General features: G+C 36.5%; 18 protein-coding genes. 8 read left to right on the top strand and 10 right to left on the bottom strand.

All coding sequences use genetic code 11. The features are described from left to right. Nucleotides 1-18 precede the first annotated feature (18 nt). Nucleotides 19-1,110, top strand: coding sequence for a TFIIB-type zinc ribbon-containing protein (locus WBG07_RS05445; protein WP_340199506.1), 1,092 nt, complete (start codon nucleotides 19-21; stop codon nucleotides 1,108-1,110). A 329-nt stretch (nucleotides 1,111-1,439) separates the two neighbouring features. Here WBG07_RS05445 and WBG07_RS05440 read toward each other — a convergent pair whose 3' ends face one another. From WBG07_RS05440 to amaB, 3 genes are all read right to left on the bottom strand, one after another. Continuing rightward, nucleotides 1,440-1,856 (bottom strand): hypothetical protein, encoded by a 417-nt coding sequence (locus WBG07_RS05440; RefSeq protein WP_340199505.1) that lies wholly within the window; start codon nucleotides 1,854-1,856, stop codon nucleotides 1,440-1,442. A 458-nt stretch (nucleotides 1,857-2,314) separates the two neighbouring features. After that, nucleotides 2,315-5,962, bottom strand: a complete 3,648-nt coding sequence (locus WBG07_RS05435) for a T9SS type A sorting domain-containing protein (protein WP_340199504.1) — start codon at nucleotides 5,960-5,962, stop codon at nucleotides 2,315-2,317. A 330-nt stretch (nucleotides 5,963-6,292) separates the two neighbouring features. Beyond that, complete coding sequence (gene amaB, locus WBG07_RS05430) at nucleotides 6,293-7,846, bottom strand: L-piperidine-6-carboxylate dehydrogenase (RefSeq protein WP_340199503.1); 1,554 nt, start codon at nucleotides 7,844-7,846, stop codon at nucleotides 6,293-6,295. Nucleotides 7,847-8,046: 200 nt separating this feature from the next. On the opposite strand from amaB, the gene WBG07_RS05425 reads away from it, so the two are divergent. Together WBG07_RS05425 and WBG07_RS05420 are read left to right on the top strand one after the other, a co-directional pair. Further along, nucleotides 8,047-9,483, top strand: coding sequence for an MltF family protein (locus tag WBG07_RS05425; RefSeq protein WP_340199502.1), 1,437 nt, complete (start codon nucleotides 8,047-8,049; stop codon nucleotides 9,481-9,483). A 63-nt stretch (nucleotides 9,484-9,546) separates the two neighbouring features. Further along, nucleotides 9,547-10,863, top strand: coding sequence for an MATE family efflux transporter (locus WBG07_RS05420; RefSeq protein ID WP_340199501.1), 1,317 nt, complete (start codon nucleotides 9,547-9,549; stop codon nucleotides 10,861-10,863). Between the two features lie 315 nt (nucleotides 10,864-11,178). Here WBG07_RS05420 and WBG07_RS05415 read toward each other — a convergent pair whose 3' ends face one another. Continuing rightward, on the bottom strand, nucleotides 11,179-11,805 hold the full coding sequence (locus WBG07_RS05415; protein WP_340199500.1) for a YqaA family protein: 627 nt from the start codon (nucleotides 11,803-11,805) through the stop codon (nucleotides 11,179-11,181). Between the two features lie 321 nt (nucleotides 11,806-12,126). Here WBG07_RS05415 and WBG07_RS05410 point away from each other — a divergent pair, with 321 nt between their 5' ends. The 5 genes from WBG07_RS05410 to WBG07_RS05390 all read left to right on the top strand — a co-directional run bounded on the left by WBG07_RS05410 (nucleotide 12,127) and on the right by WBG07_RS05390 (nucleotide 16,083). Continuing rightward, nucleotides 12,127-12,702: a Crp/Fnr family transcriptional regulator gene (locus WBG07_RS05410; RefSeq protein ID WP_340199499.1), complete on the top strand. Its 576-nt coding sequence runs from the start codon at nucleotides 12,127-12,129 to the stop codon at nucleotides 12,700-12,702. An 81-nt stretch (nucleotides 12,703-12,783) separates the two neighbouring features. Then, nucleotides 12,784-13,464: a type 1 glutamine amidotransferase domain-containing protein gene (locus WBG07_RS05405; protein ID WP_340199498.1), complete on the top strand. Its 681-nt coding sequence runs from the start codon at nucleotides 12,784-12,786 to the stop codon at nucleotides 13,462-13,464. 3 nt (nucleotides 13,465-13,467) lie between these two features. After that, the gene (locus tag WBG07_RS05400; RefSeq protein ID WP_340199497.1) at nucleotides 13,468-14,574 is read left to right on the top strand and encodes an alkene reductase; all 1,107 of its coding nucleotides are present in this window, start codon (nucleotides 13,468-13,470) and stop codon (nucleotides 14,572-14,574) included. A 27-nt stretch (nucleotides 14,575-14,601) separates the two neighbouring features. After that, the gene (locus WBG07_RS05395; RefSeq protein ID WP_340199496.1) at nucleotides 14,602-15,027 is read left to right on the top strand and encodes an OsmC family protein; all 426 of its coding nucleotides are present in this window, start codon (nucleotides 14,602-14,604) and stop codon (nucleotides 15,025-15,027) included. 3 nt (nucleotides 15,028-15,030) lie between these two features. Further along, entirely contained in the window at nucleotides 15,031-16,083 is a 1,053-nt protein-coding gene (locus WBG07_RS05390; RefSeq protein WP_340199495.1) for an NAD(P)-dependent alcohol dehydrogenase, read from the top strand. Between the two features lie 30 nt (nucleotides 16,084-16,113). Here the strand turns inward: WBG07_RS05390 and WBG07_RS05385 are convergent, their stop codons facing one another. From WBG07_RS05385 to WBG07_RS05360, 6 genes are all read right to left on the bottom strand, one after another. Beyond that, nucleotides 16,114-16,953, bottom strand: a complete 840-nt coding sequence (locus WBG07_RS05385; protein WP_340199494.1) for an FkbM family methyltransferase — start codon at nucleotides 16,951-16,953, stop codon at nucleotides 16,114-16,116. A 162-nt stretch (nucleotides 16,954-17,115) separates the two neighbouring features. Continuing rightward, nucleotides 17,116-18,513: a CFI-box-CTERM domain-containing protein gene (locus WBG07_RS05380; RefSeq protein WP_340199493.1), complete on the bottom strand. Its 1,398-nt coding sequence runs from the start codon at nucleotides 18,511-18,513 to the stop codon at nucleotides 17,116-17,118. A gap of 131 nt (nucleotides 18,514-18,644) precedes the next feature. After that, the gene (locus tag WBG07_RS05375) at nucleotides 18,645-20,315 is read right to left on the bottom strand and encodes a glycerol-3-phosphate dehydrogenase/oxidase (RefSeq protein ID WP_340199492.1); all 1,671 of its coding nucleotides are present in this window, start codon (nucleotides 20,313-20,315) and stop codon (nucleotides 18,645-18,647) included. Beyond that, a complete protein-coding gene (gene glpK, locus WBG07_RS05370; protein WP_340199491.1) occupies nucleotides 20,302-21,792 on the bottom strand; it encodes a glycerol kinase GlpK in 1,491 nt (496 codons plus the stop codon). Before glpK ends, WBG07_RS05375 begins: the two co-directional genes overlap by 14 nt. A gap of 146 nt (nucleotides 21,793-21,938) precedes the next feature. After that, nucleotides 21,939-22,502, bottom strand: coding sequence for a hypothetical protein (locus WBG07_RS05365; RefSeq protein WP_340199490.1), 564 nt, complete (start codon nucleotides 22,500-22,502; stop codon nucleotides 21,939-21,941). 20 nt (nucleotides 22,503-22,522) lie between these two features. Further along, nucleotides 22,523-23,062 carry a 3-hydroxyanthranilate 3,4-dioxygenase gene (locus tag WBG07_RS05360; RefSeq protein WP_340199489.1) on the bottom strand — a complete coding sequence of 180 codons (540 nt, stop codon included), beginning with the start codon at nucleotides 23,060-23,062 and terminating at the stop codon, nucleotides 22,523-22,525. Nucleotides 23,063-23,149: the final 87 nt, after the last annotated feature.

Genomic DNA, 23,149 nt, shown 5'->3' with positions numbered 1-23,149 from the left:
ATCATCCAGCCATTCTTCATGGAAGAACAGGAGATAAAAAATTCAGAAGCAAAAAAAGCCTGTGCCAATTGCGGTGCAGAAATGCGCTATAAACCAGGTTCACAGCAATTGCAATGCGAGTATTGTGGGTATGAAGAGTTTATAGAACAACAAAAATCCAGTTTTGAAGAGCTGGAATTACAGCATTATCTCAAGTTAGTTGGCGAGAATGTTTATACAGATAAAATAGACCTTATTCAATGTAAAAACTGTGGTGCCAATCAGCATATAGAAGAGAACTATAAATCTTTACATTGTGTGTACTGCGCAGAGCCTTTAATATTGGAAGATGTGCAACAAGAAGGTTGGATACTGCCAGGGGCTGTAGCTCCTTTTGAATTTGATAAAAGACGCGCAAGACAAATTTTTATGAAATGGGTAAACGGACTCTGGTTTGCTCCTGATGAATTAAAGAAAGCGGCTTTGGACCCAGAAGGGCTGCACGGGCTTTATATACCGTATTGGACTTTTGATGCCAATCTCCTTGCTAATTATCAAGGTAAGAGAGGTGATTACTATTATGAGACAAAAACAATACAAACAAAAAAAGGCCCTAGAAAGCAACAGGTACGCAAAACACGATGGCGTAGTGCATCTGGACAAGTTTCTGGTTTTATAGATGATATTCTAATCAATGCCTCAGAGAAAAAAAGACGTGAAATCCCTCATAAAATTGCTTTTTGGAATTTAAAAGAACTTGCTCCCTTTAATGAGAAATACTTGGCAGGTTTTGTAACCGAAAAATATACTATTTCCTTAAAAGACGGTCATAAATCTTCTTACCAAAAAGCAAAAGACATCGCTTACAACTGGATTCGTAGAGATATTGGAGGCGATACTCAGAAAATAAATCATGCGGATATTAAATTGAGTAAAGAAACATTTAAACATATTCTATTGCCGGTATATCTCAGTTCTTATAGATATAAAGGGAAAGAATATCAATTTTACATCAATGGGCAAAATGGAAATATTAGTGGTGAACGCCCTTACTCTTTCTGGAAGATATTTTTACTAGTAATTGCTATTTTAATTGTGATAGGAATCATTTCTTTATTTGCAGGAAATTAAAAACCCCCTTTACTTATTATGATCTTCTTTAAAGACTTCCTGAAGCTTTTTGAGTGCACACCATTTGTTTTCATAAACCATCTTAGCTCAGTTGACTAGATACTGAATACGACATCTGTCTCTTCCACCATTTAAGATTTCTTGACATTTGTTTACTGTACATGCTAAAAGTGATTTCAATCTAATTTCAGTTTTATATTTTAATCTTAAATAGGCCCTTTGAATTATTAAAAATAAGGTGTATAAGTAAATCACGTTCATTTTCTTTGCTTGCTCAGGGTTCAAAAAAGAACCAAAAGAAAAGATAATTATAAACTAGATTTTAATGCTTATTCCAATACTATAAAATCATCTAGCACAAAATAAGACATGGTTGCATCTTTGCATACCATTTCTCTTGCCATTGCGTCAATAATAGTATTTGGCTTAGGCAACTTAGCAGAAGTATTCAATTGAAAGGTGTAAATAGAGTTTAGATTTGGAATATTTCGGGTAGCAGCACCTGTTAAATAAATCTGGATAATCTCAAGTTCTACCGTCTTAGAAAAAGAATTTCCACAATCCGTTTCAGGCTCAGAATTTATAGAAATTACCTTTGCCTTAAACTTAATCTGGCCCGGAGCAATCCCTATGTCTTCCCCTCTATATACGGGCTTAGAGGGCGTTGTATCTTTGGTATTTTGTGCTTTCACAGCCTTGCATCCTATGAAGGACGTGGCAAACAGTAGTATTAAAATATATCTCATACTTAAAGATAAAAAAAAGACTCCAAACACAATGGTTTCTAAGCTTCTTTAAATTTAAACAATCAATGTTTAGCAATCTTAAATTGTTCTTTCACAGTATCGCTAGTAATGGTAACAACACAAAATCCAGAAGGACTAGATGCAGCATTCTACTCAAACGTATCTTGGGTAATACATTTTTTCCTTTCATAGACCAACAACTGCCAAATCAAATAGTAGACAAACCATTAAATTGCCGCTTGATTTTAAATTTAAGCGGAAATTAAAATTACTTCCAGAAGGGTTTAGCCATATTACGTGCTAAATTCTAATTAGTAGAAGTACATTACAAAGTATTATTTCATAGAATTGGTATAGCTATTTCAACTGTTTTCTATAATACATTATTAAAACTTTGTGAAACAAAAAGCCCGAAACATGGCTGTTTCGGGCCTCTAAATTCCTAAGATAAAGAGTATCTAACGCTTTATTATTTTAAATTGTTCATTGGTATTAGTACCGCTTATATTTACAATATAGAATCCTGCAGGATTAGTTGCTGCATTCCAATTAAAGGAAGTTCCAGGGGCTAAATTCGCTTTTTCATAAATTAACTGACCCGTAATGGAATAAATACGTGCAGTTAAATTTGAATCTGTATTGCTATTTAAACGGAAATTGAAATCGCTTCCAGAAGGATTAGGCCATACCAATGTTTTTGCATTACCATCAACAGTAGCTAACAATTCTGGATCATTACTTTCTGTTCCTCCTCCAGTTGTTCCTGCTTCTTCCACTACTCCAAAAATTTGAAAGATATGATCACGTGGGGGTCTTGTTGTAAAGGCACCAGATTGAGGTGTCCAGTCTAGTGCACCTGTTCCAAACAAATTTACAGGATCTCTAAAGGCTGCTTCATTACCTACAACAGCGCTTTGTGTATTCCAAAACCATTGTCTTCCACCTGGATTAAAAGGTAATATAGCGTATACAGATAACCAGTATGTACCGCTTTCAAGTACTTGAGCCTCTGGTAATTCTAAGGTTAAATTAGTATCTGTTGCGGCTGATGCAGGCACCAATGCGCCGCTGTTATAAATCTCTGCACCTGGTAATCCTCCTGCATCTGCATAAATTACTACTGTTGCACTTGTAAATGTTGGAGCTCCATTTGCTCCACCAGCAGCAAGTACCTTATCAATAGTCCAGGTATTTCCTGAAGGTATCACAAAATCATCAGAAGATTGAACCAATGCCCCTCCAAAATCCACGAATAACTGAGATGGTGAAGAGCTTATACGCGGATCAATTTGCTCATAAATAGCAAACTCCGTTACCGTTGTAGTGAATCCTTCTGCTACCTGCTCTTCTCCAGAGGTAGCTATTAAACCAATAGTTGCACTTCCCTCTGCATCTGCAGTATAGCTTAAAGTAAGTGTATTGCCACTCAAAGTAGCAGTTACCAAAGAAGGGTTTGAATTTGTAAGTTCTACAGTAATTGGTGCGGGTCCTCCTGAGAAAAGTCCAGTAATATCAACTACTACATCTTCACTGTTTAAAGGAACTAATGTGTCACTAAGCAGGAAATTAGCTGTTAATGATAACTCAGGACGTTCGCGTACAGGGAAACGTGCACTATACAAACCATTCCCATGAGAAGCTGCTGCCACAAAACCATCTTTTCTAGTTCTAACTTGGGCAACTACTGCATTACCTATTTGAACACGTTCTTGATTCCACCTTGTATTACTTCCGTTAATACGGGATGTAGTGTACAGACCTGTGCTAGTTGCTGCATATAAACCTTCATCTTTACCTTTCACTGCAATCCATCTCACTGAAGGTCCGTTTCCAGAACCATCAGGATTCTCTTCTAAATTTCCACTGATATCAGTCCAGGTTTCTCCGGCATCTGTACTCATAAAAATACTAGGAATAGTATAATTAGAAAATACTGCAAATACACGATCTGCATTAGAGGGGTCTACATAAACATTATTTACGTTACCAATAGGCAAGCCTTTTCCAGTTGAAATATCAACTACTGGCTGGTTATCCAGATTTGCATTATCCATTCTATATATTCCACCGGAATTGGTTCCGTAATAAAGTCGGTTAGCTACCGGATAGGTAGATACATCTAAAGAAGTTATTGTACTTCCATCAGGAGTTGCTGTTTGACCTAAAATCACCCAATTTACCGGAGTTGCAGAATTTGAAAATAATGGAATTTCATCTAAATTATTATTTCTTAGCATCTGATTACCAGAAGGAAGATACATAACATTATCATTATTAGGATCTAGCACAAATGGGGTAATAAATGAGAAGGTATTAACAATGGAAGGTCTTACTCTGGTAAAAGAAATAAATTCTCCATCTTCATCAAAGTTTAAGCGATACAAATTACCTCGTTGTGAAGATACATAACGTGTAAGTCCTCCATCAGCAATCGCATTATAAGCTCCATCACCTCCAAAATCTTCTTCCCAAATTGCATTGCTTGCAGTAGAATTGGTAAACCAGGTACCGTTATCTTGAAAACCTGCTACTAAATCGTCACTATTTGCCTCTGGATCAAATGCCACTGCATAAGGCTGTGTTGAAAGATACCCGTTATTCAGGTCTGTCCACTCTACAGGTACTGCAGCACTTAAAGAAGTAGTAATATCTTCTGTAATATGAACCCCCCCGTCTGTTCCGTTCAAAGCTTTGTTTGGATTGGAAGGGAAAAATAGTAGCACGTGTTGATCTGGGTGATTATCAGGATACACAGATACGTTATTAATTGGTGAATACCCTCCTATCCAGCTTTCCTGACCTACCTGAGTACTGAAGCCGTCCATAGAGCGATATAAGTTTGTGCCAGCTACAAATACCATATCTGAGTTGGTAGGGTGTACTTTCACTATCATATTATACCCGGTTTGCAGATTTAAATTCCCAACAGGACCACCTATACTCGTTGGTAAGTTTACAGAAAGATCTGCCCATAGTTCTGCTTCAGTCGCAGCATCTGCATCATACTTCCATAAAAAGGCTTCTGAAAAGGGAGAGAGGTTTCTAGCAAAGAACCAAATCGTATTTTCATCTGAAGGATCATAAGTCAAAACGGTTCTGCTATAGGTTGGAGGAAGTCCGGCTGGAGTGATATTCGTCCAGGTATCTCCGTTGGTAGACGTAAACCAGCCCGCATTAGGGGTACCCCCTGCTGCGATAGTGGCATAAATTCTACCTGAAGGTGTAATCATTACCTCAGTAAAATTATCAAAACCTCCTTCTAGTACCTCTTCAAAAGTATCTCCTCCATCTTGCGATCTCCAGATCCCGTCAATAGTTCCCAAATACACGTCTCCATTTATTGGATGCACTGCAATACTACTTACTATATCAAAAGGAGAGGCAAAACGAATATCATTGTCACTAGTAGATTCTAAAAGTCTCCAAGTTCTACCACCATTCATAGACTTATATACTCCAGTACCTGTATAGAAAGCACCCCCAGCACTCGCAGAGTTTCCTATTCGCTCACCAGTAGCGTAATACCAGGTATTTGTTTTGTTTCTTCGAGTATCCTGAGCAATCGCACTAATACTTGGTGCCTGTCTATCATTGGTAGCTTCTCTCCATGTTTGTCCGCCATTTGTAGAGCGATACAAGCCACCAGAAACACCTCCAGCAAGAATTACATTCTCGTTTGTTACATCAATTGCCAATGCCCGCGTTCTTCCGCCTACATTAAAAGGCCCCCTACTTTTCCAATTGGAAAAATTACCTCTTGACATAGCGTTATCATCTGTGGGTGCTAATTCAATACCTGATGCAAATTTGAGTTCTTTGTTTCTAATATTTGCAGGAATTTCTCCTGTGTACGGATTCTTAAGCATGTTGAATTCATACTCCATTCTATCCTGTGCTTTGTCTCCTACCGCTTTAGGTTTACTTTCAATAGCCCCAGTCTTACTATCGTAGATTTTAGATTGTTTGTAGAGTTTGTGACCTTTTTGCGGATTCTGACTAGGGTCTTCTTCAATAGTTGGCTGCTGAGCGAAAATCGGTACTAGAAAAAATACCGATAAACACAACGTAACCAACAGCTTGAAGTTCAAGCGTAAAGTTGTTTTCATTGTATGAGTGTTTAGTATTTCCTACAAATTTAACTTAAAAAGAATAAGGTTTTTATGTAAACAAAGCTCGTTTAACGAGTTTTTTGTTATAATAGTGTTAAAAAAATCATCTTTTTTTAACACTATTATCAATTCTTAAAATCGGTATAAAAAAACTGAATGAATTTTCGTAATAAAACTATGAATCCCACTTTTAATTTTATATTCATTCCTGAACAGATAATGCGCTTTCATGGTTCTAAAAACTTATGACTTATACCTCATAAAAAAGACTCCCGCCGGCAAAACCAAACGGGAGTCTTTTTTAAGCTCTATTTCAAAAATTGACTATTATAAATCAAACTTGATGCCCTGAGCTAACGGCAGCTCTGTCGTATAATTAATGGTATTAGTTTGACGACGCATGTATATTTTCCATGCATCTGAACCTGATTCTCTGCCACCACCGGTTTCTTTCTCACCACCAAAAGCCCCGCCAATCTCAGCACCAGAAGTACCAATATTTACATTGGCAATTCCACAATCAGACCCTGCATGGCTTAAAAAACGTTCTGCTTCTCGTAAATTATTGGTCATAATAGCAGAAGAAAGTCCTTGCGCTACTCCATTTTGAATTTCAATGGCATTTTCTACGTCTCCACTGTATTTTAATAAATACAATACAGGAGCAAAGGTTTCATGCTGCACTATTTTATATTCTGGCTTTGCTTCTGCAATTGCTGGTTTTACATAACAACCACTTTCATATCCCTCTCCTTCTAACACGCCTCCTTCAACAATTACCTTTCCGCCTTCGGCTACTACTTGCGCTAGCGCATTTTTATACATCTCAACCGCATCTGTATCTATTAGAGGACCTACATGGTTATTTTCATCTAACGGATTCCCAATGCGTAATTGACCATACGCATTTACGATAGCGTCTTTTACTTTATCATACATACTTTCATGAATAATCAATCTTCGTGTAGATGTGCAGCGTTGGCCGCAAGTACCTACAGCTCCAAAAACAGCACCTATCACCGTCATTTTAATATCTGCATCTGGTGTAACTATAATAGCATTGTTTCCTCCAAGTTCTAAAAGAGATTTCCCCAGACGTTCTCCCACTGTTTTAGCTACTATTTTTCCCATTCGAGTAGACCCCGTAGCAGATACTAACGGAATACGCTTATCTGTGGTCATAAATTCACCTACTTTGTAATCTCCATTGATAAGCCCGCTAATTCCTTCCGGTAAGTTATTTTCTTTGAGTACCTCTGCAATAATATTCTGGCAGGCAACCCCACACATTGGTGTTTTTTCTGATGGTTTCCACACACAAACATCACCACAAATCCATGCCAATGCGGTATTCCAACTCCATACGGCAACGGGAAAATTAAAAGCTGAAATAATACCCACAATTCCCAACGGATGGTATTGTTCATACATTCTATGGCCTGGACGCTCTGAATGCATGGTAAACCCGTGTAACTGGCGTGAAAGACCAACTGCAAAATCACAGATATCAATCATTTCCTGAACTTCTCCTAAACCTTCTTGATATGATTTTCCCATTTCATAAGAAACCAGTTTTCCAAGAGGTTCTTTATATTTTCGTAAACGTTCTCCAAATTGACGAACAATCTCTCCTCTTTGCGGTGCAGGCATTATTCGCCAGATCTTAAAAGCTGCTTGTGCTGATGCTATTACCTTTTCATAATCTTCTTTGGTAGTAGTAGTAACTTTTCCAATTAATTCACCATCCGCAGGAGAATAAGAAGCTAATTCTTCTCCTGAAGAAAACCATTTATTCCCTGTAGAAGTACCTTGATTAATTGCCTTTACCCCTAAGGTTTCCAGTGCTTCTTTCATCCCAAAATCTATAGTTGTATGATTCATTTTGTAACTTTTTAAGCGTATAATGTTTAATTAATCACAAAAGTACAATAATTGAGAGAGAAAGTAGGTAATTATCTTCTGGAGTATACATCTCAAGATGCTACCATTCATTATCTGTACAACTTATTATTTTTTTACTATCTTTTATAGCTAATTTTCGATGTTCAATAGTCAAAATTGTCTGTTTTTTAATCCTGTTTATGAAAAAAATATTTCCACTCTTTTTTACATTAATCCTCATTTTTTACGCCTGTAAAAAAAGAAACACTGGAGAAGTAACAGATGCAGACGCCCAACAAATTAGTATAGATAGAGATCTGGAAGTCATTCAAAAAAACGGGAAATTAAAAGCACTTATCATCAATAGTAGTACCAGCTATTTTCTGTACAAAGGGAAACCCATGGGCTATGAATATGAATTGCTCAAAAGACTAGCTAAAGACTTATCCCTTGAACTAGAAATTACGGTATCTAATAATCTTGATTCTATTTTTAAGCAACTTAGACGTGGTGATGTAGATATTATTGCACACGGACTTGCCGTTACGGCAGACCGTAAAAAACTGGTACATTTTACCGATTATCTATACCTTACACATCAAGTTTTGGTACAAAAGAAACCTGACAATTGGAGAAGTATGGGCTGGGCTTCTCTTCAAAAATCTATCATAAAAGATGCGATAGAACTCATTGGAGAAACCATTTCTGTTAGACAAAAAAGCTCTTACTTTAAGCGCATTGAAAATCTATCAAAAGAGATTGGAGGCAACATATATATAGATACTTTAAAAGGAAACTATTCTACAGATCGTATTATTGAAATGGTAGCTAATGGAAAAATAAAATATACGGTGGCAGATGCTAATCTCGCTAAGATAAATGCTTCCTATAAACCTATCTTAGATATTGAAGTTCCCATTAGTTTTTCGCAACGTGCTGCCTGGGCGGTACGCCCTAATGCTCCCAAGCTATTAAAAGCGGTAAATGAATGGGTAACAAAGGAAAGAAAGACACTAGATTATTATGTAATCTATAATAAGTACTTTAAAAACAAGCGCAACTTTCGCAAACGCATTAAAAGCGAATTTTACAGCCTGAATAATAATCAAATTAGTGCCTATGATGAAACCATAAAAAAACATGCAGAAGAAATTGGCTGGGATTGGCGTTTACTAGCCTCTTTAATTTATCAAGAATCACAATTTGATGCCCAAGCGTCCTCTTGGGTGGGCGCTGGCGGACTCATGCAATTAATGCCAGCTACCGCTGCCGAATTAGGGGTAACCAATTTGTATAATCCTATGGAAAATATTAGGGCAGGCACTTCTTATCTACAACAAATTTATGAAGATTTTGAAGGAGTAACAGACTCCATACAACGCATTAAATTTACCCTCGCTTCTTACAATTGTGGCTATTATCATGTGTTAGATGCGCAGCGTCTTGCGGAGCTCAAAGGATTCGACAAAAACCAATGGGATGCGCATGTTGAAAAAATGATTCTGGAACTCAGCTACCCAGAAAACTACAAAAAAGAGATTGTAAAATACGGGTATGTAAGAGGGAGCGAACCCCATACTTATGTAAGGCAGATCTTTCAACGATATGATCACTATCAAAATTTTATTGATCCTTAAAAAACCATTGTCTTAAATTTTAACAGATAGCTATACCTTTGCAGCGTCAAAACAGTTTTAAGATTGCCAGCAAAAGTATCTTTTAAAGAAATAAATCGTTTGGCCGTTCCCGCCATCATCGCCGGAATAGCAGAGCCTTTAATTTCTTTGACAGATATTGCCATTATTGGTAATGTACAAGAAAACCCTGTGGAAGCTTTGGCCGCCGCCGGAATAGCTGGTTCTTTTCTTTCTGCCATCATTTGGATAGTAGCACAAACCAAAACTGCCATCTCTGCGCTGGTTTCACAACACTATGGCGCTGGAAGACTGCACGCAGTTAGAACTCTAATCCCGCAGGCCATTCTATTTAATTTTTTGTTTAGTCTGGTTATTTATGCTACCACGGCTGTTTTTGCACAGGCCATTTTTAAAGCCTATAATGCAGAAGGCCTTATTCTGGAATACACATCTGGTTATTATCAAATCAGAGCATTAGGATATCCGCTTACTCTGGTAACCTTTGCTTTATTTGGAGTTTTTAGGGGAATTCAGAATACCCTGTGGGCTATGAAGTGTAGTTTAACAGGCGCTACAATAAATGTGGTACTTACCTATATATTTGTATATGGGGTGGAAGGTTTTATTCCCTCCATGCACTTAACTGGGGCTGCCTGGGCTAGTGTATTTGCCCAAGGGGTTATGCTTCTAATGGCTCTGAGGTTTTTCTTGGTAAAAACAAATTTCACCCTTAGAATAAGTCGTGTCATCAACCCCAATATAAAAGCGATGCTCCTAATGAGTGCTAATTTATTTTTGAGAACGGCAGCACTCAATTTTGCAATCTATCTGGCTAATGCATACGCAACAGACTATGGTAAAAATTATATAGCAGCTCAAAGTATTTTGATGAACATATGGTTATTCTTTTCCTTTTTTGTAGATGGTTATGCCAATGCAGGAAATGCTATTTCCGGTAAATTACTAGGGGCTAAAGAGTACAAAAAATTATGGCGGTTGAGTAAAGATATTAGCAAGTATGCCGTTATAATTTCTTTAATTTTAGCAGGAAGCTGCTTGTTGATTTATAACCATATAGGACTCATATTTACCAAAGAAACCGAAGTGCTTACCTTATTCTCTGCGGTTTTCTGGATTGTTTTACTAATGCAACCTTTAAATGCAGTAGCATTTATGTTTGACGGAATTTTTAAGGGTCTGGGTGAAGCGGTCTATCTAAGAAATTCATTACTTGCTGCTACCTTTCTGGGCTTTACTCCTGTTTTATTGATCACTGATTTTTTGGACTGGAAACTGCACGGAATCTGGTTAGCTTTTGGAGTCTGGATGTTAATTAGAGCTGGGGTGTTGGTGCTACAGTTCCGCAGAAAATATATATAAAACACTAAACTAATAGCGAAGTCGTAGGGTGGACAGGCAAAGAAAATGAACCTAAGTGACGCATATACCGTGTTTTTAATAATTCAAAAACCCTATTTAAGATTAAAATATAAAACTAAAAATTAGATTGAACTCACATTTATTAATCATTCATTGAAAGTTTTGAAAAAGATTTTAGGCAGTTTTTAGGCAGCATAATCAACCCAAAGATGAATTTGAAAATAATGAATACTGAAAAATACAATTCCATTATGTTATACCTCTGCCCCGTCCTTTTTTATAAATTTATTGGAAATCTATAGAAACACTTTACCATTAGGGTGCAACAAATACTTGAAAAATAACGAGCGCGTAAATAACAAATCGCACATATCTAAAAAGTGACCACAACAAATATTGTTTAAAGTTGTACTTAATTAAACCAGATGCTAAACTTACTATGGAATGGGGAATGGGAGTGAGCGCACCCAAAAGAACAAAAATCCCTCCCCATTTACGGAGGTTAGCAATGTGCTTTGCTATTTTATGTTCTATATGATTCTTAATAGAACCTATTAGAAAAAGACGTCCCCCAATAAAGTATGCAATAATTCCGCCAAGGTAAGACATGGTTGCCAACACAAACAAAAACAACCATGGAGAAACAGATTTTGATGACCAAGCAATAAATATTTCAGGAGGAATAATCCCTAAAATAGTCTCTGAAATTAGAAAAAACGAAAATATCACTTTTGGTGGATAGGTTTCCACCAGATTATTAAGCAAAGAATTAATATCCAATACAAAAAAGTCAATCCCCAGCAGTATTAAAATAAATATAACAACAACAACGCCTGCTCTATAAGCGGTGCTTTTTAGAAATTCATAAAACCTAGTTATTTTAAAATAGCGATTTAGTAATACTAATCGTTTACTAATATTACTATATAACGTGTTTTGCATTATTCTTTAATATATTTATAGTGAGCTTTAATTATCAATCTAATTTTATGACAAGAATATCTTTTGTTTTTAAATTAAATCTTTAAAATCTTAAACAAGCGGCAAATTTACCATAAAATCTTATTTCTGAATTATTAAGGTAATTAATTAACATTAAGTAACAGATTAGTAAGTAATAAAAGGCGAATGGCGGTAATAATTGGTAATACGCATATCACACCAGCTTAAATACGAAGTGGATTTTGTATTCTTTTACAAGTATTAATGACCTTAAAAAGAAGGGTATTTTAAAATTTAAGACTATTATCTCATCTTTGTAAAATGCATGAGCCTATAGTTAACCACATTAAAAAATATGTAGATCCAAGGCAAGAAGATTTGCAGCTATTTACTTCCAAGTTAAACGAAATCTCTGTTGCCAAAGGGAAGTTTTTATTGCAACCAGGCACCCACGTAAAACACGAATATTTTGTTATCAGCGGTTGTTTAAAGGCGTACTATCTTGACGCTAAAGGCAACAGAAATATCATTCAATTTGCCATTGAAAATTGGTGGGTTGGTGATTTTGATGCCTTCTACAACCACCTGCCCTCCAAATTGTATATTGAAGCCATTGAAGACTCAAAATTATTGGCTATCAATTACCATAATTTACAAGATACGCTTAAACAAGCCCCAATATTTGAACGCTATTTTAGAATACTGGTAACAGCTGCTTTTATTTCCATGCGCAAACGTATTATCTCATCTTTAGGCAAAACTATTGAGGTACGTTATCTAGAGTTTTGTGAGAATTACCCCAATATTGAAGACCGCGTACCTAATTATCAGATAGCAAATTATCTGGGCGTTTCTGCTGAAAGTATAAGCCGAATACGACGAAAATTAAGAAGTTAAAACTTTCCTAATTGATATAGGTCAATAAGATTGGCTTTTTAATCCCTTAATTTTATATCGAATTTAAAAATCGATACAAATATGAAAAATATACTTTTTGTACTAACAAGCAATGATTCCTTAGGAGATACCGGAAAAAAAACTGGTTTTTGGGTGGAAGAATTCGCAGCACCGTACTACAAATTAACAGATGCTGGCCATAGTGTAACACTCGCATCTCCAAAAGGAGGTCATCCTCCTATAGACCCTAATAGTGAATCTGAGGACGCTGCTACTAAAGCTACAGATAGATTCAAGGAGGATAAAACTACCCAAGAAAAACTAGCCAACACTACCATGTTAGAAAACATTAATGCTAGTGATTATGATGCTGTATTTTATCCGGGAGGTCATGGTGTTTTATGGGATTTGGTAGAAAGTAAGACTTCCATTCACCTTATAGAATCTTTCTATCAAAATGACAAGCCTATAGCCTTTGTCTGTCACGCTCCGGCAGTCCTTAAAAATGTGAAAGATGCCAATAATGAACCTTTGGTAAAAGGAAAAAAAGTAACCGGATTTACCAATGAGGAAGAAGCGGCTGTAGCACTCACAGATGTGGTGCCTTTTCTTTTAGAAGATATGCTGAAAAAGAATGGTGGAGACTATTCCAAAATTGGGGATTGGGAACCCTATGCGGTAGAAGACGGACTCCTTATTACCGGACAAAATCCAGCATCTTCAGAAAAAGTAGCCCAATTATTAATTAAAAAATTACAGTAAAAAATGAGTAAGCAACATTTATTAATTCCATATAACAAAAATATTAATTTAAATAATAGGGTTGTGATGGCACCTATGACACGTAGTCGTGCCAATAATGAAGATCATGCACCTACAGATGAGCTTCATGGCCTGTATTACGAGCAGCGTGCAACGGCAGGTTTAATAATTACAGAAGGTGCACAGGTATCGCAGCAAGCCGTTGGCTATATTAATACACCAGGTATTTATTCAAAAGCACAAACAGAAGGTTGGAAGCATGTAACGCAACGTGTACATGCAAAAGGAGGTAAAATTTTTATTCAACTATGGCACGTAGGTAGAATGTCCCATCCAGACTTTCACAATGGTAAATTACCCTTAGCTCCCTCTGCAATCAATCCCAATGCAAAATCATATACACCACAAGGATTTAAAGATACGGTGACTCCAAAAGCAATGACTTTGGATGACATCAAAACTACAGTGAAAGACTTTCAAAATGCAGCAAAAAATGCAGTAGAAGCAGGTTTTGATGGCGTGGAAATTCATTCTTCTAACGGATATCTTTTTCATCAATTCTTTAATGGAACATCCAATAAAAGAACCGACAATTATGGAGGAACTATAGAAAATAGAGCACGGTTTTTCTTTGAAGTATTAGATGCGATAAAAGAAGTGATGCCAGAAGAGAAAATAGGCGCACGATTCAATCCATCTCTAGACGGAATTTTTGGAATGACTATGGATGAAGAAACCATTCCAACTTTTGAATATATTATTAAAAAATTGAATGATTACAATTTGGCTTACATACATCTTTCCGAGCCATTTAACGATGTTTCTGAGGTTCCATATGCTGTAACAGAAATTGCAAAGCATTTTAGACCCTTATACAATGGTACCTTAATGATTAATTCTGAATTTGATCAAGAATCTGGTAATAAGGTGATAGCCTCTGGAAATGCCGATTTAGTTGCATTTGGAAAATTGTATATCTCCAATCCGGATTTAGTAGAAAGATTTGAAAATAATTTGGAATTAGCAGATTGGGATAAAGATACTTTCTATACTACAGGGAAAGAAGGATATACAGATTACCCTATGTTAAAAAAAACGCAAAACGCATAAATTAATTCACCTAGAAAAGCATAAAAAATGACATTTACAAGAAAAGCAGAAGCGCAATGGAAAGGTTCTGGAAAAGATGGAAAAGGAATATTGACCACCGCTAGTGGGGTGTTAGACAAAACAGCCTACTCATTCCATACAAGGTTTGAAGATGGTAACAATGGTACCAATCCAGAAGAACTGGTTGGTGCCGCACATGCTGGATGTTTTGCCATGCAATTGAGCTTTTTATTAGGTGAAGAAGGTTTTACAGCGGACAGTTTAGATGTAACCGCTACTGTGACTTTTGAAGATGGAAGCATCACCAATATTGTACTTAATCTGGAAGGGAAAGTACCTGATATTGATGCCGAACAATTTCAGCAAATTACGCACAAAGCCAAGGAAGTATGTCCCATTTCAAAGCTTCTCAAAACAGATATTCAACTAAAAATTAACCTCTTAAATACATAATAAATGACGACTGTAAAAGCATACGGAGCAAAATCAGCAACAGATGATTTGGTTCCTTTAGATATAAAAAGAAGAACGATAGGAGAAAATGATGTTAAAATTGAAATTCTCTACTGTGGTGTTTGCCACAGTGATATACACACCGTTAGAAACGATTGGAAAGGATCTCAATATCCAGTAGTACCGGGGCATGAAATTATTGGCCGTGTAGTAGGAGTAGGAGCCAAAGTTTCTAATTTCAAAAAAGATGATTTAGTAGGGGTTGGGTGTATGGTAGATTCCTGCCATAGTTGCGCTGCTTGTAATGATGATTTGGAACAATTTTGTACAAATGGAGCTACTTTCACCTACAATAGTGAAGACAAACATATAGCCGGGCAACGTACTTATGGAGGGTATTCAACCTCCGTAACGGTAGACAAACAATTTGTTTTAAGAGTGCCAGAAAATATAGATCCCGCAGCCGCTGCACCCTTGTTATGCGCAGGAATCACTACCTATTCTCCTTTGAGTCATTGGAAAATTAAAAAGGGAGATAAAGTAGGGGTTATTGGTTTAGGCGGATTAGGACATATGGGAATCAAATTTGCACACGCCATGGGCGCAGAAACCTTTATGATTACCACAAGTCCGGACAAAGCGGAAGACGCCAAAAGACTAGGCGCAGATGCAGTAATTATTTCCAAGAATGAAGAAGATATGGCAAAGCACAATAATACCTTCGATTTTTTGCTAAATACAGTACCTGTTAAGCATGATATAAACCCCTATTTACAATTATTGAAAATTGACGCTACCATGGTTATGGTAGGTGCTATTGAACCACTAGAGCCCATGAATGGAGGAAACCTTATTATGGGGAGAAAACGCGTTGCAGGTTCTTTAATTGGAGGTATAAAGGAAACGCAAGAAATGCTTGATTTTTGTGGGGAACACAATATTGTTAGTGATATTGAGCTAATTGATATGCAGCATATTAATAAAGCATATGAGCGAGTAACTAGCAACGATGTAAAATACAGGTTTGTAATTGATATGGAGAGTTTAAAGAAATAACTAAAAGAGACTCTTAAAAGAAAAGCCATCTTAATCCGTAATTCTAGCAATAGCCTCCTTTTCTTGGATTGATTTTAGGTATTCTGGAAACGCTTTATCTTTTGGTAAAAGTAACGCATGATACCTTCCTCTGGTTTTAACAGCCTCCGTAGTTAAAGGGGCTTTTTTATTTAAATACCAGGCAGTGTATGCATGTTCTTTACACCAGTCAAGAATTCGTTGGGTATTTTCTGTAATAGAGAGTTCTTCTCCAGAATGCATTTCTACAAAGAAAGAAGCAGTTCCTTTTTGAGCTAGTGAGATGGCTCCTTTTAATACTTCACCCTCTGCTCCCTCCACATCTACTTTCACCAAATCTGGAGTGATTCCTGTATGGTTTACCAGATAATCTATGGATAGGGTATGCACTTTGTAATGAGAATTGGTGCGCGCTGCGGTTTTGGCAAAACTCTGAAATTTGCTTCCAGCGGCTCCAGAACCCACCGTGTAAAAATCAACCATTTCTCCATTTTTCTCTGATAAAAAGGCATTTATAAATCGTGCTTTATGGGCAAAATTATTTAGAATAACATTTTCAGCAGCCTTGCTTAAAGCATTGGGATTTGGGTCTACCAAAATTATATTTTTTATTTGATCGTGGTAAAACATCATCATGGCAGACTGGCCAATATTAGAACCAATATCAAAAATGTGCTCAGACCGGCCACTTAAAGCAAACAACCAGGCATCATCATTATCAATTCGGTCACTTATGGTACCCTTATACACTTTATAGGTCTTGTCAAGTATGGCTTTTTGCACAATTCTTTTACGTACAAAACCAAACTTTTCAAACAGAGTTATAATTTGAGATTTGAAGAAATTGATCATGTTTATTAATAATTTTTGGGGCTTATTGAAGGTTCCTAAATTTTAAGTATTCAAAATACTAATGCTATTATTCATCTCATAAGAACTAATTATTGCTAAATAAATTATATAATCTATAGAGTGAATTTTTATTTAAAGATAAATAGAAACATCCTATTTTTCCTAAATGGCAGGAATTTCACATTCCAATTCAGGAATAAACAACTCTTTTAATTTCAGCACCATTTCACAATAGATTTGATAAGCAAGTTCAAAATCTCCTCTTTTAATAGCTTCTGCACAGTACTTAATGATTTTGTATAAACCGTTTAAGATCTCTTCCTCATCTTCTCTTTGCCTTATACAGTGAACAATATAAGGAGAGTGCTTATAGTAGATTTTAATAAGTTGCTCCCCATTGGGTTTTTGCATAAGGTAGGTATCTCTAAAGTCTCTCAAGAGTGTTAATTCTTCGCAATCATCTGGAAGTCCCCTGGCTTCAACGCAAGCAGTAGTAATATAACAGCACCTGTTTTTTTTAGGTGGTGGCGTTTTCTTTTTCTTAAAAATGAGCGGTTGTCTTATATTATCTAAGTCACTAACTCTTTGAAAAAGATCATCCATTTCTCTTTGAACCATTGCTCTCGGTCTGTGAGAATGAATTGCGTCCCTTGAAATCCGCATTAATTCGTCTGCCTGAGTTTCAGGTAAACCAAAAACATCCAATTCGGGTTCTCTTTCTTCTTTAATGGCTTCTAAAATAGTCTTTCTTACATTCTTATAAAGTTGATTTTGATCACTTCCAAATTCATCATGATCATTACGCATAGTGCCAATACGTCTTTGCAATGCTGCCATAGCACCAGACTTATCCTTAGCAAAAGTGGTTTGTATAAATTGATGCCATTTAATAGCATGCACGGTAAACTCATGGTTAAGTGTTTCCAGAAAAATGGGCTCTGTCATTTCTGGGGAAACCACAATCTCAATAAGAATATCAACCCCCTTCATTACCTCTACCGGATCTATTCTCCCCATAATTTCCTCAATACGGGTATCTGGATCTATATTTTCATCAAACATATGTTTGAGAATATCTTCTGAAGTACCACTAAAAACTACATTAGTAACTCCATGCAAATCTCCTTTGTCTTTTGATGTTTTAGGTTTGGCAGGAATAGTTCTGAAGATTAAATTATGATGATTTTTTTTATCATTTACAAAACGAAGATAATTGCCAATCTCCCCTCCCTGACTTTTTAGCGCATTCATAAAAATGCCAAATGCTTTCTCAAAAGCTAGGGAATCAGATCCATCCTGAAGAATTACTTGTCTTTGAACTATTTCACTTTGCTGAAACATGTTTTGATCTAAATAAGAATTAGCCATGGCTTGGATGCTTCCCAATTGATGTACCTGAGCGCTGGTATTTGCCATTTGTTGGAATTTACCCTGTAAGATAGCTTCGGGTCTGCCATCTGGAAAACCCTGTTTTTTAGTATCTAAAGCTGCTTTAAGAGGTGCGGAAACAGTATTAGAAGGTGCTTGGCTTATAGGATTTTTACGAACCGGGTCTTTCATAATCAATAGGCAGAATAGTAACTTTCAAGATATTAATTAATAAACAACTGCATATGCGTATTTGTACCTGTTTTTTAAAAACGAAACCTATTATAATTACGAATTAAATAAAAATAAGTCTTTATGCAAAACTAGACTCTATCAAAACTAAAATCTGAATGTGTTTCTATTTCTTTATGGAGAATACTTCTATATTTTTCAATAGCTTCCTCTGTGTCTTTTTTAAAAAGTAACATATGTTCTTTTAGAATGGGCTCTAGTAAATTTCTGAGACCATCAATATCAAAGTACAAACGCCCCGTACGCCTTATAAAAAAGTCCATAGGGTAACGCACCTGTTCATAAGCTACTCCAAATCTATATTCTGCTCTTGCCAAACGTTCATGAATGCTACCTCCTACCAACGTAGCATAAATAGCTAAAATAGTTTCTGATTGTTTTCCATAATTACTTACCAGAAACCAGGCATCATATTCTTCAAAACCATCTTCCCGCATACGGCTATAAAGATCTTTAATATATATTTTTACATCCTTATAAGAAGTAAATCCATCATTTCCAATTAATGGAATTTCATCAGTAAAGCATTTTTTGGTTTCTATTTCATAATCCTCCTCCAATTTTTTAGCCACTCTATTCACCACTCGTTCTGCCATCTTTCTATATCCGGTAAGTTTCCCACCAGCAATACTTATAAGTCCGGTATCAGAGGTGAATATTTCATCTTTTCTAGAGAGTTCTGATGCCGATTTTCCTTCCTCATGAATCAAAGGACGCAAGCCTGCCCAGGTTGAAATAATATCTTCCATTTCCAAATTGATATCAGGAAACATATTATTTACGGCGGAGATCAGGTAAATAGCATCTGCCAGATCTACCTGAACGTTGTCTTTGTTTTCGTTGTAGTTGGTATCTGTAGTACCAACATAGGTTATTTTACCTCTTGGAATAGCAAACATCATTCGTCCGTCTGGGATATCAAAATAAACAGATTGCTTTACCGGAAGTTTTTCATATGGAAATACCAAATGTACCCCTTTGGTTAAATGCAATTGTTTTCCTTTCTTAGAGTTATTTACTTCACGTAATTCGTCTACCCAAGGGCCTGCTGCACTGATGACATATTTGCTTTTAATTTCATACGCTTCTCCGGTAAGGGCATCCTTTACTTTGAGTCCTGCTACCGATTCATTTTCATAAACAAAGTTGGTTACCTTAGTGTAATTAATAGGAATCCCTCCATATTGTAGTGCAGTTTTGATATTTTCAGTAGTAAGTCTTGCATCGTCTGTGCGATACTCAGCATAATACCCTGCTCCTTTCAATATTTTTTTAGGCAGTAAAGGCTCTAGTTTTAAGGCTTCTTTTTTCTCTAACATTTTACGCTGATCATCTCCTTCTACCTGTGCTAAAATATCATATACTTTCAACCCAATTGAAGTAAGCCATTTTCCATAAGAGCCATTCTCAATAAGCGGTAATAGCATTTTTTCGGGTATTACTAAATGTGGTGCCAATTTATGCACAATTGCTCTTTCTGAACCTACTTCCTTTACCAGCCAGAAATCAAATTGTTTCAGGTATCGCAATCCTCCATGAATAAGTTTGGTAGACTTGCTACTGGTTCCAGAGGCGTAATCATTTTTCTCTACCAGCGCTACTTTCATGCCTCTAGAAGCGGCGTCTAACAGGATGCCAGCACCCGTAATTCCACCGCCTATCACCACTAGATCAAAGACCGTTTTTTTAAGTTTATTAACTGTTTTGTCTCTTTCTAAATTTGAAAACTTAATCTTCTTCATACCAATTTTTAGTTCTTTCAATGGCCTTTTGCCATCCTTTGTATAGTCTTTTTCTCTTTTTTTGATCAAATGTTGCAGTAAAAATGCGATTTAGTTCTCTTTGTTGATTTATTTCAGACTGCGTCCACATACCCACCGTAATCCCCGCTAAAAAAGCCGCACCCATTGCTGTAGATTCAATTACTGCGGGGCGATGTACTTCAGTTCCTAAAATATCTGCTTGAAATTGCATTAAGAAATCATTGGCAGCGGCACCTCCATCTACTTTTAAATTTGAAAGTTTAATCCCTGAATCTTCCTGCATGGCATCTAGAATATCTTTTGTCTGGTACGCAAGACTCTCTAGGGTAGCACGGGTAAGATGAGCTTTGCCTGTATCCCGTGTCAAACCAAAGACAGCTCCTCTTGCATACATATCCCAATAAGGCGCTCCCAACCCGGCAAAAGCAGGAACTACATACACTGGGTTTTCTCCGCTAACGGATTCCGCTAATCCCTGTGTTTCCTCAGCAGATTCAATCAGTTCTAATCCGTCACGCAACCATTGTATTGCAGCACCTGCAATAAAAATGCTCCCTTCTAGCGCATAGGTTACTTTTCCATTCAACCCCCAAGCAATGGTTGTTAGCAGGCCATTTTCAGATTTTTGCGGTTGCTCCCCTGTATTCATCAATAAAAAACAACCGGTACCATAGGTGTTTTTAGCGGTTCCCTTTTTAAAACATCCCTGCCCAAATAAAGCGGCTTGTTGATCTCCGGCAATGCCTCCAATAGGAATATTAACACCCCCTAATTCATAATCACCATAATGAAAAGCCGAGGGTTTTACATCTGGAAGCATCGTAGCAGGAATCTCTAGTGCTGCCAGCATTTTTTGGTCCCATTCTAAGCTATGAATATTGTATAATAAGGTTCTGGAGGCATTAGAATAATCAGTAGCATGTACCTTTCCTTTGGTAAGATTCCAAACCAGCCAGGTATCTATAGTTCCAAAGAGTAAGTCGCCTTTTAATGCCAATTCCCGTGCCCCCTCAATTTCATCTAAAATCCATTTTATTTTAGTGCCAGAAAAATAAGAATCAATAACCAATCCGGTATGTTTCTTTACATATGTTGCCAGCCCTTTTCTCTTTAAATCTTCACAAATAGGTGCCGTGCGTTTGTCTTGCCAAACTATTGCATTATAAACTGGTTTTCCTGTAGTTTTATTCCAAACAACCGCTGTTTCACGTTGATTGGTAATTCCAATACCCCTAATTTCTTCTGCTTTTACCTTCTGTGTTTGCATTACTTCTTTGAAAACTGCTAACTGACTCTCAAGAATGGCCATGGGATCATGCTCTACCCATCCAGATTTTGGAAAAATCTGCTCAAATTCCTGCTGTGCTATTCCTGCAATTTTTCCCTCTTGGGTAATAAGTAAAGCTCGTGAACTGGTAGTACCTTGATCTAGTGAAATAATGTATTCTTTGCCCATAAAATAAACAAGGTAAGTGATTACGTGTTTAAATTTATAACTTTAAAACGGAGAGCGCAAATGAAAAAGCCAAGCGAAAGTAATGTGCTATTTGTGACACATCTTTTAAAAAGGGGAGAGACGTATTCTAATTTTTAAAACTATTTTTAGGAGTTAAAAATTAATGCTTTAATACATAATTCTCTAATTTTCCAGATCTCATCAAATGAGTAAGGTATTGATTTTTCACGAATCCAATTCTTGATATAGGTTTGATGGTATTCAGTTTTGTAATCACCTATTTCGCAGGGTTGAATAATTTGTTCTTCTATAATATCATGTTCAATCTTACAAAAACTACTTTGCTTATTGGTGATATCTATTTTAGTGCCATTAACGCATAGGTAACAATGTGCTTCTGGTATATAAGGAAGTTGAAAAGTATTGAGAATAACATCAATATTTGATGTATTATTAATACCCATTCTATAAATACACATTAATAACTGAATACTTTCTATATTGTTTTCAATTGCCAAAGCTCTAACTAAGGCGTGTTTGGTGCTACAAGTTCCTCTGTCGTCTATTAGCACTTGTATAAAATCTGAGCGATCTTCATTTCTGGCATAAGGTAAATCCTGTACCCATTTTAAGACAGATTCAATAGTAAGGATGCCTTTTTTAATAAAGAACTGAGTAATTGTACCTGAAGATTTTAAAGGTAAGTTCATATAGCAGCACTTATTAAAGATTATTGTTTTTTCGTAAACCTTTCATCTGCGGTCATAACGGCACCACAATTAGTACAAGTACGCAAATCTTTAGAACCGTAAAAGTCCTGAAAATGAGGTAAAAAATCTTTTTCTATATCATGCAGTTCAAAGTAAACATCATGTAGCTTATGGTTGCAATTGTCACAAAACCAAAGCAAGCCATCTGTAAAACCTTTGCCTGCCCGTTTACGCTCAATCACCAACCCAATAGAACCTTCAGCCCTCACAGGAGAATGCGGTACTTTTGCTGGATGCAGATACATATCTCCTGCATGGAGTTCCATTTCTTTTCGTTGCCCATCTTCCTGAATAATTACTTTAATAGACCCCTCTAACTGATAAAATAATTCTTCTGTTTCGTTGTAATGGTAATCCTTTCTTGCATTTGGCCCAGCTACCACCATCACAATATAATCAGCTGCTTCTTTATACAAATTTTTATTCCCTACCGGAGGTTTTAATAGATCCCTGTTTTCTTCAATCCACTGATTGAGGTTGAAAGGTTTTGGTACAGACATATATTGAAATTTTGTTAAAATTACGGATTCCCGTTGAGTATGAGGAGTTTTTTAAGCTACAATTCACGCTGTTCAAAGGTATAAATG

This window comes from Ascidiimonas meishanensis (assembly GCF_037782385.1).
Lineage (GTDB): Bacteria > Bacteroidota > Bacteroidia > Flavobacteriales > Flavobacteriaceae > Ascidiimonas > Ascidiimonas meishanensis.
The sequence above is the reverse complement of the archived record's forward strand: the minus strand, read 5'-3'. Positions and strand labels throughout refer to the sequence as shown.

Coding starts and splice junctions, on each gene's coding strand:
- WBG07_RS05365 (WP_340199490.1), bottom strand. CDS start 22,502: ATGAACTTACCTTTAAAATCTTCAGGTACAATTACTCAGTTCTTTATT.
- WBG07_RS05400 (WP_340199497.1), top strand. CDS start 13,468: ATGAGTAAGCAACATTTATTAATTCCATATAACAAAAATATTAATTTA.
- WBG07_RS05385 (WP_340199494.1), bottom strand. CDS start 16,953: ATGATCAATTTCTTCAAATCTCAAATTATAACTCTGTTTGAAAAGTTT.
- WBG07_RS05360 (WP_340199489.1), bottom strand. CDS start 23,062: ATGTCTGTACCAAAACCTTTCAACCTCAATCAGTGGATTGAAGAAAAC.
- WBG07_RS05415 (WP_340199500.1), bottom strand. CDS start 11,805: ATGCAAAACACGTTATATAGTAATATTAGTAAACGATTAGTATTACTA.
- WBG07_RS05425 (WP_340199502.1), top strand. CDS start 8,047: ATGAAAAAAATATTTCCACTCTTTTTTACATTAATCCTCATTTTTTAC.
- WBG07_RS05435 (WP_340199504.1), bottom strand. CDS start 5,962: ATGAAAACAACTTTACGCTTGAACTTCAAGCTGTTGGTTACGTTGTGT.
- WBG07_RS05405 (WP_340199498.1), top strand. CDS start 12,784: ATGAAAAATATACTTTTTGTACTAACAAGCAATGATTCCTTAGGAGAT.
- WBG07_RS05380 (WP_340199493.1), bottom strand. CDS start 18,513: ATGAAAGACCCGGTTCGTAAAAATCCTATAAGCCAAGCACCTTCTAAT.
- glpK (WP_340199491.1), bottom strand. CDS start 21,792: ATGGGCAAAGAATACATTATTTCACTAGATCAAGGTACTACCAGTTCA.
- WBG07_RS05390 (WP_340199495.1), top strand. CDS start 15,031: ATGACGACTGTAAAAGCATACGGAGCAAAATCAGCAACAGATGATTTG.
- WBG07_RS05395 (WP_340199496.1), top strand. CDS start 14,602: ATGACATTTACAAGAAAAGCAGAAGCGCAATGGAAAGGTTCTGGAAAA.
- WBG07_RS05445 (WP_340199506.1), top strand. CDS start 19: ATGGAAGAACAGGAGATAAAAAATTCAGAAGCAAAAAAAGCCTGTGCC.
- WBG07_RS05375 (WP_340199492.1), bottom strand. CDS start 20,315: ATGAAGAAGATTAAGTTTTCAAATTTAGAAAGAGACAAAACAGTTAAT.
- WBG07_RS05440 (WP_340199505.1), bottom strand. CDS start 1,856: ATGAGATATATTTTAATACTACTGTTTGCCACGTCCTTCATAGGATGC.
- amaB (WP_340199503.1), bottom strand. CDS start 7,846: ATGAATCATACAACTATAGATTTTGGGATGAAAGAAGCACTGGAAACC.
- WBG07_RS05410 (WP_340199499.1), top strand. CDS start 12,127: ATGCATGAGCCTATAGTTAACCACATTAAAAAATATGTAGATCCAAGG.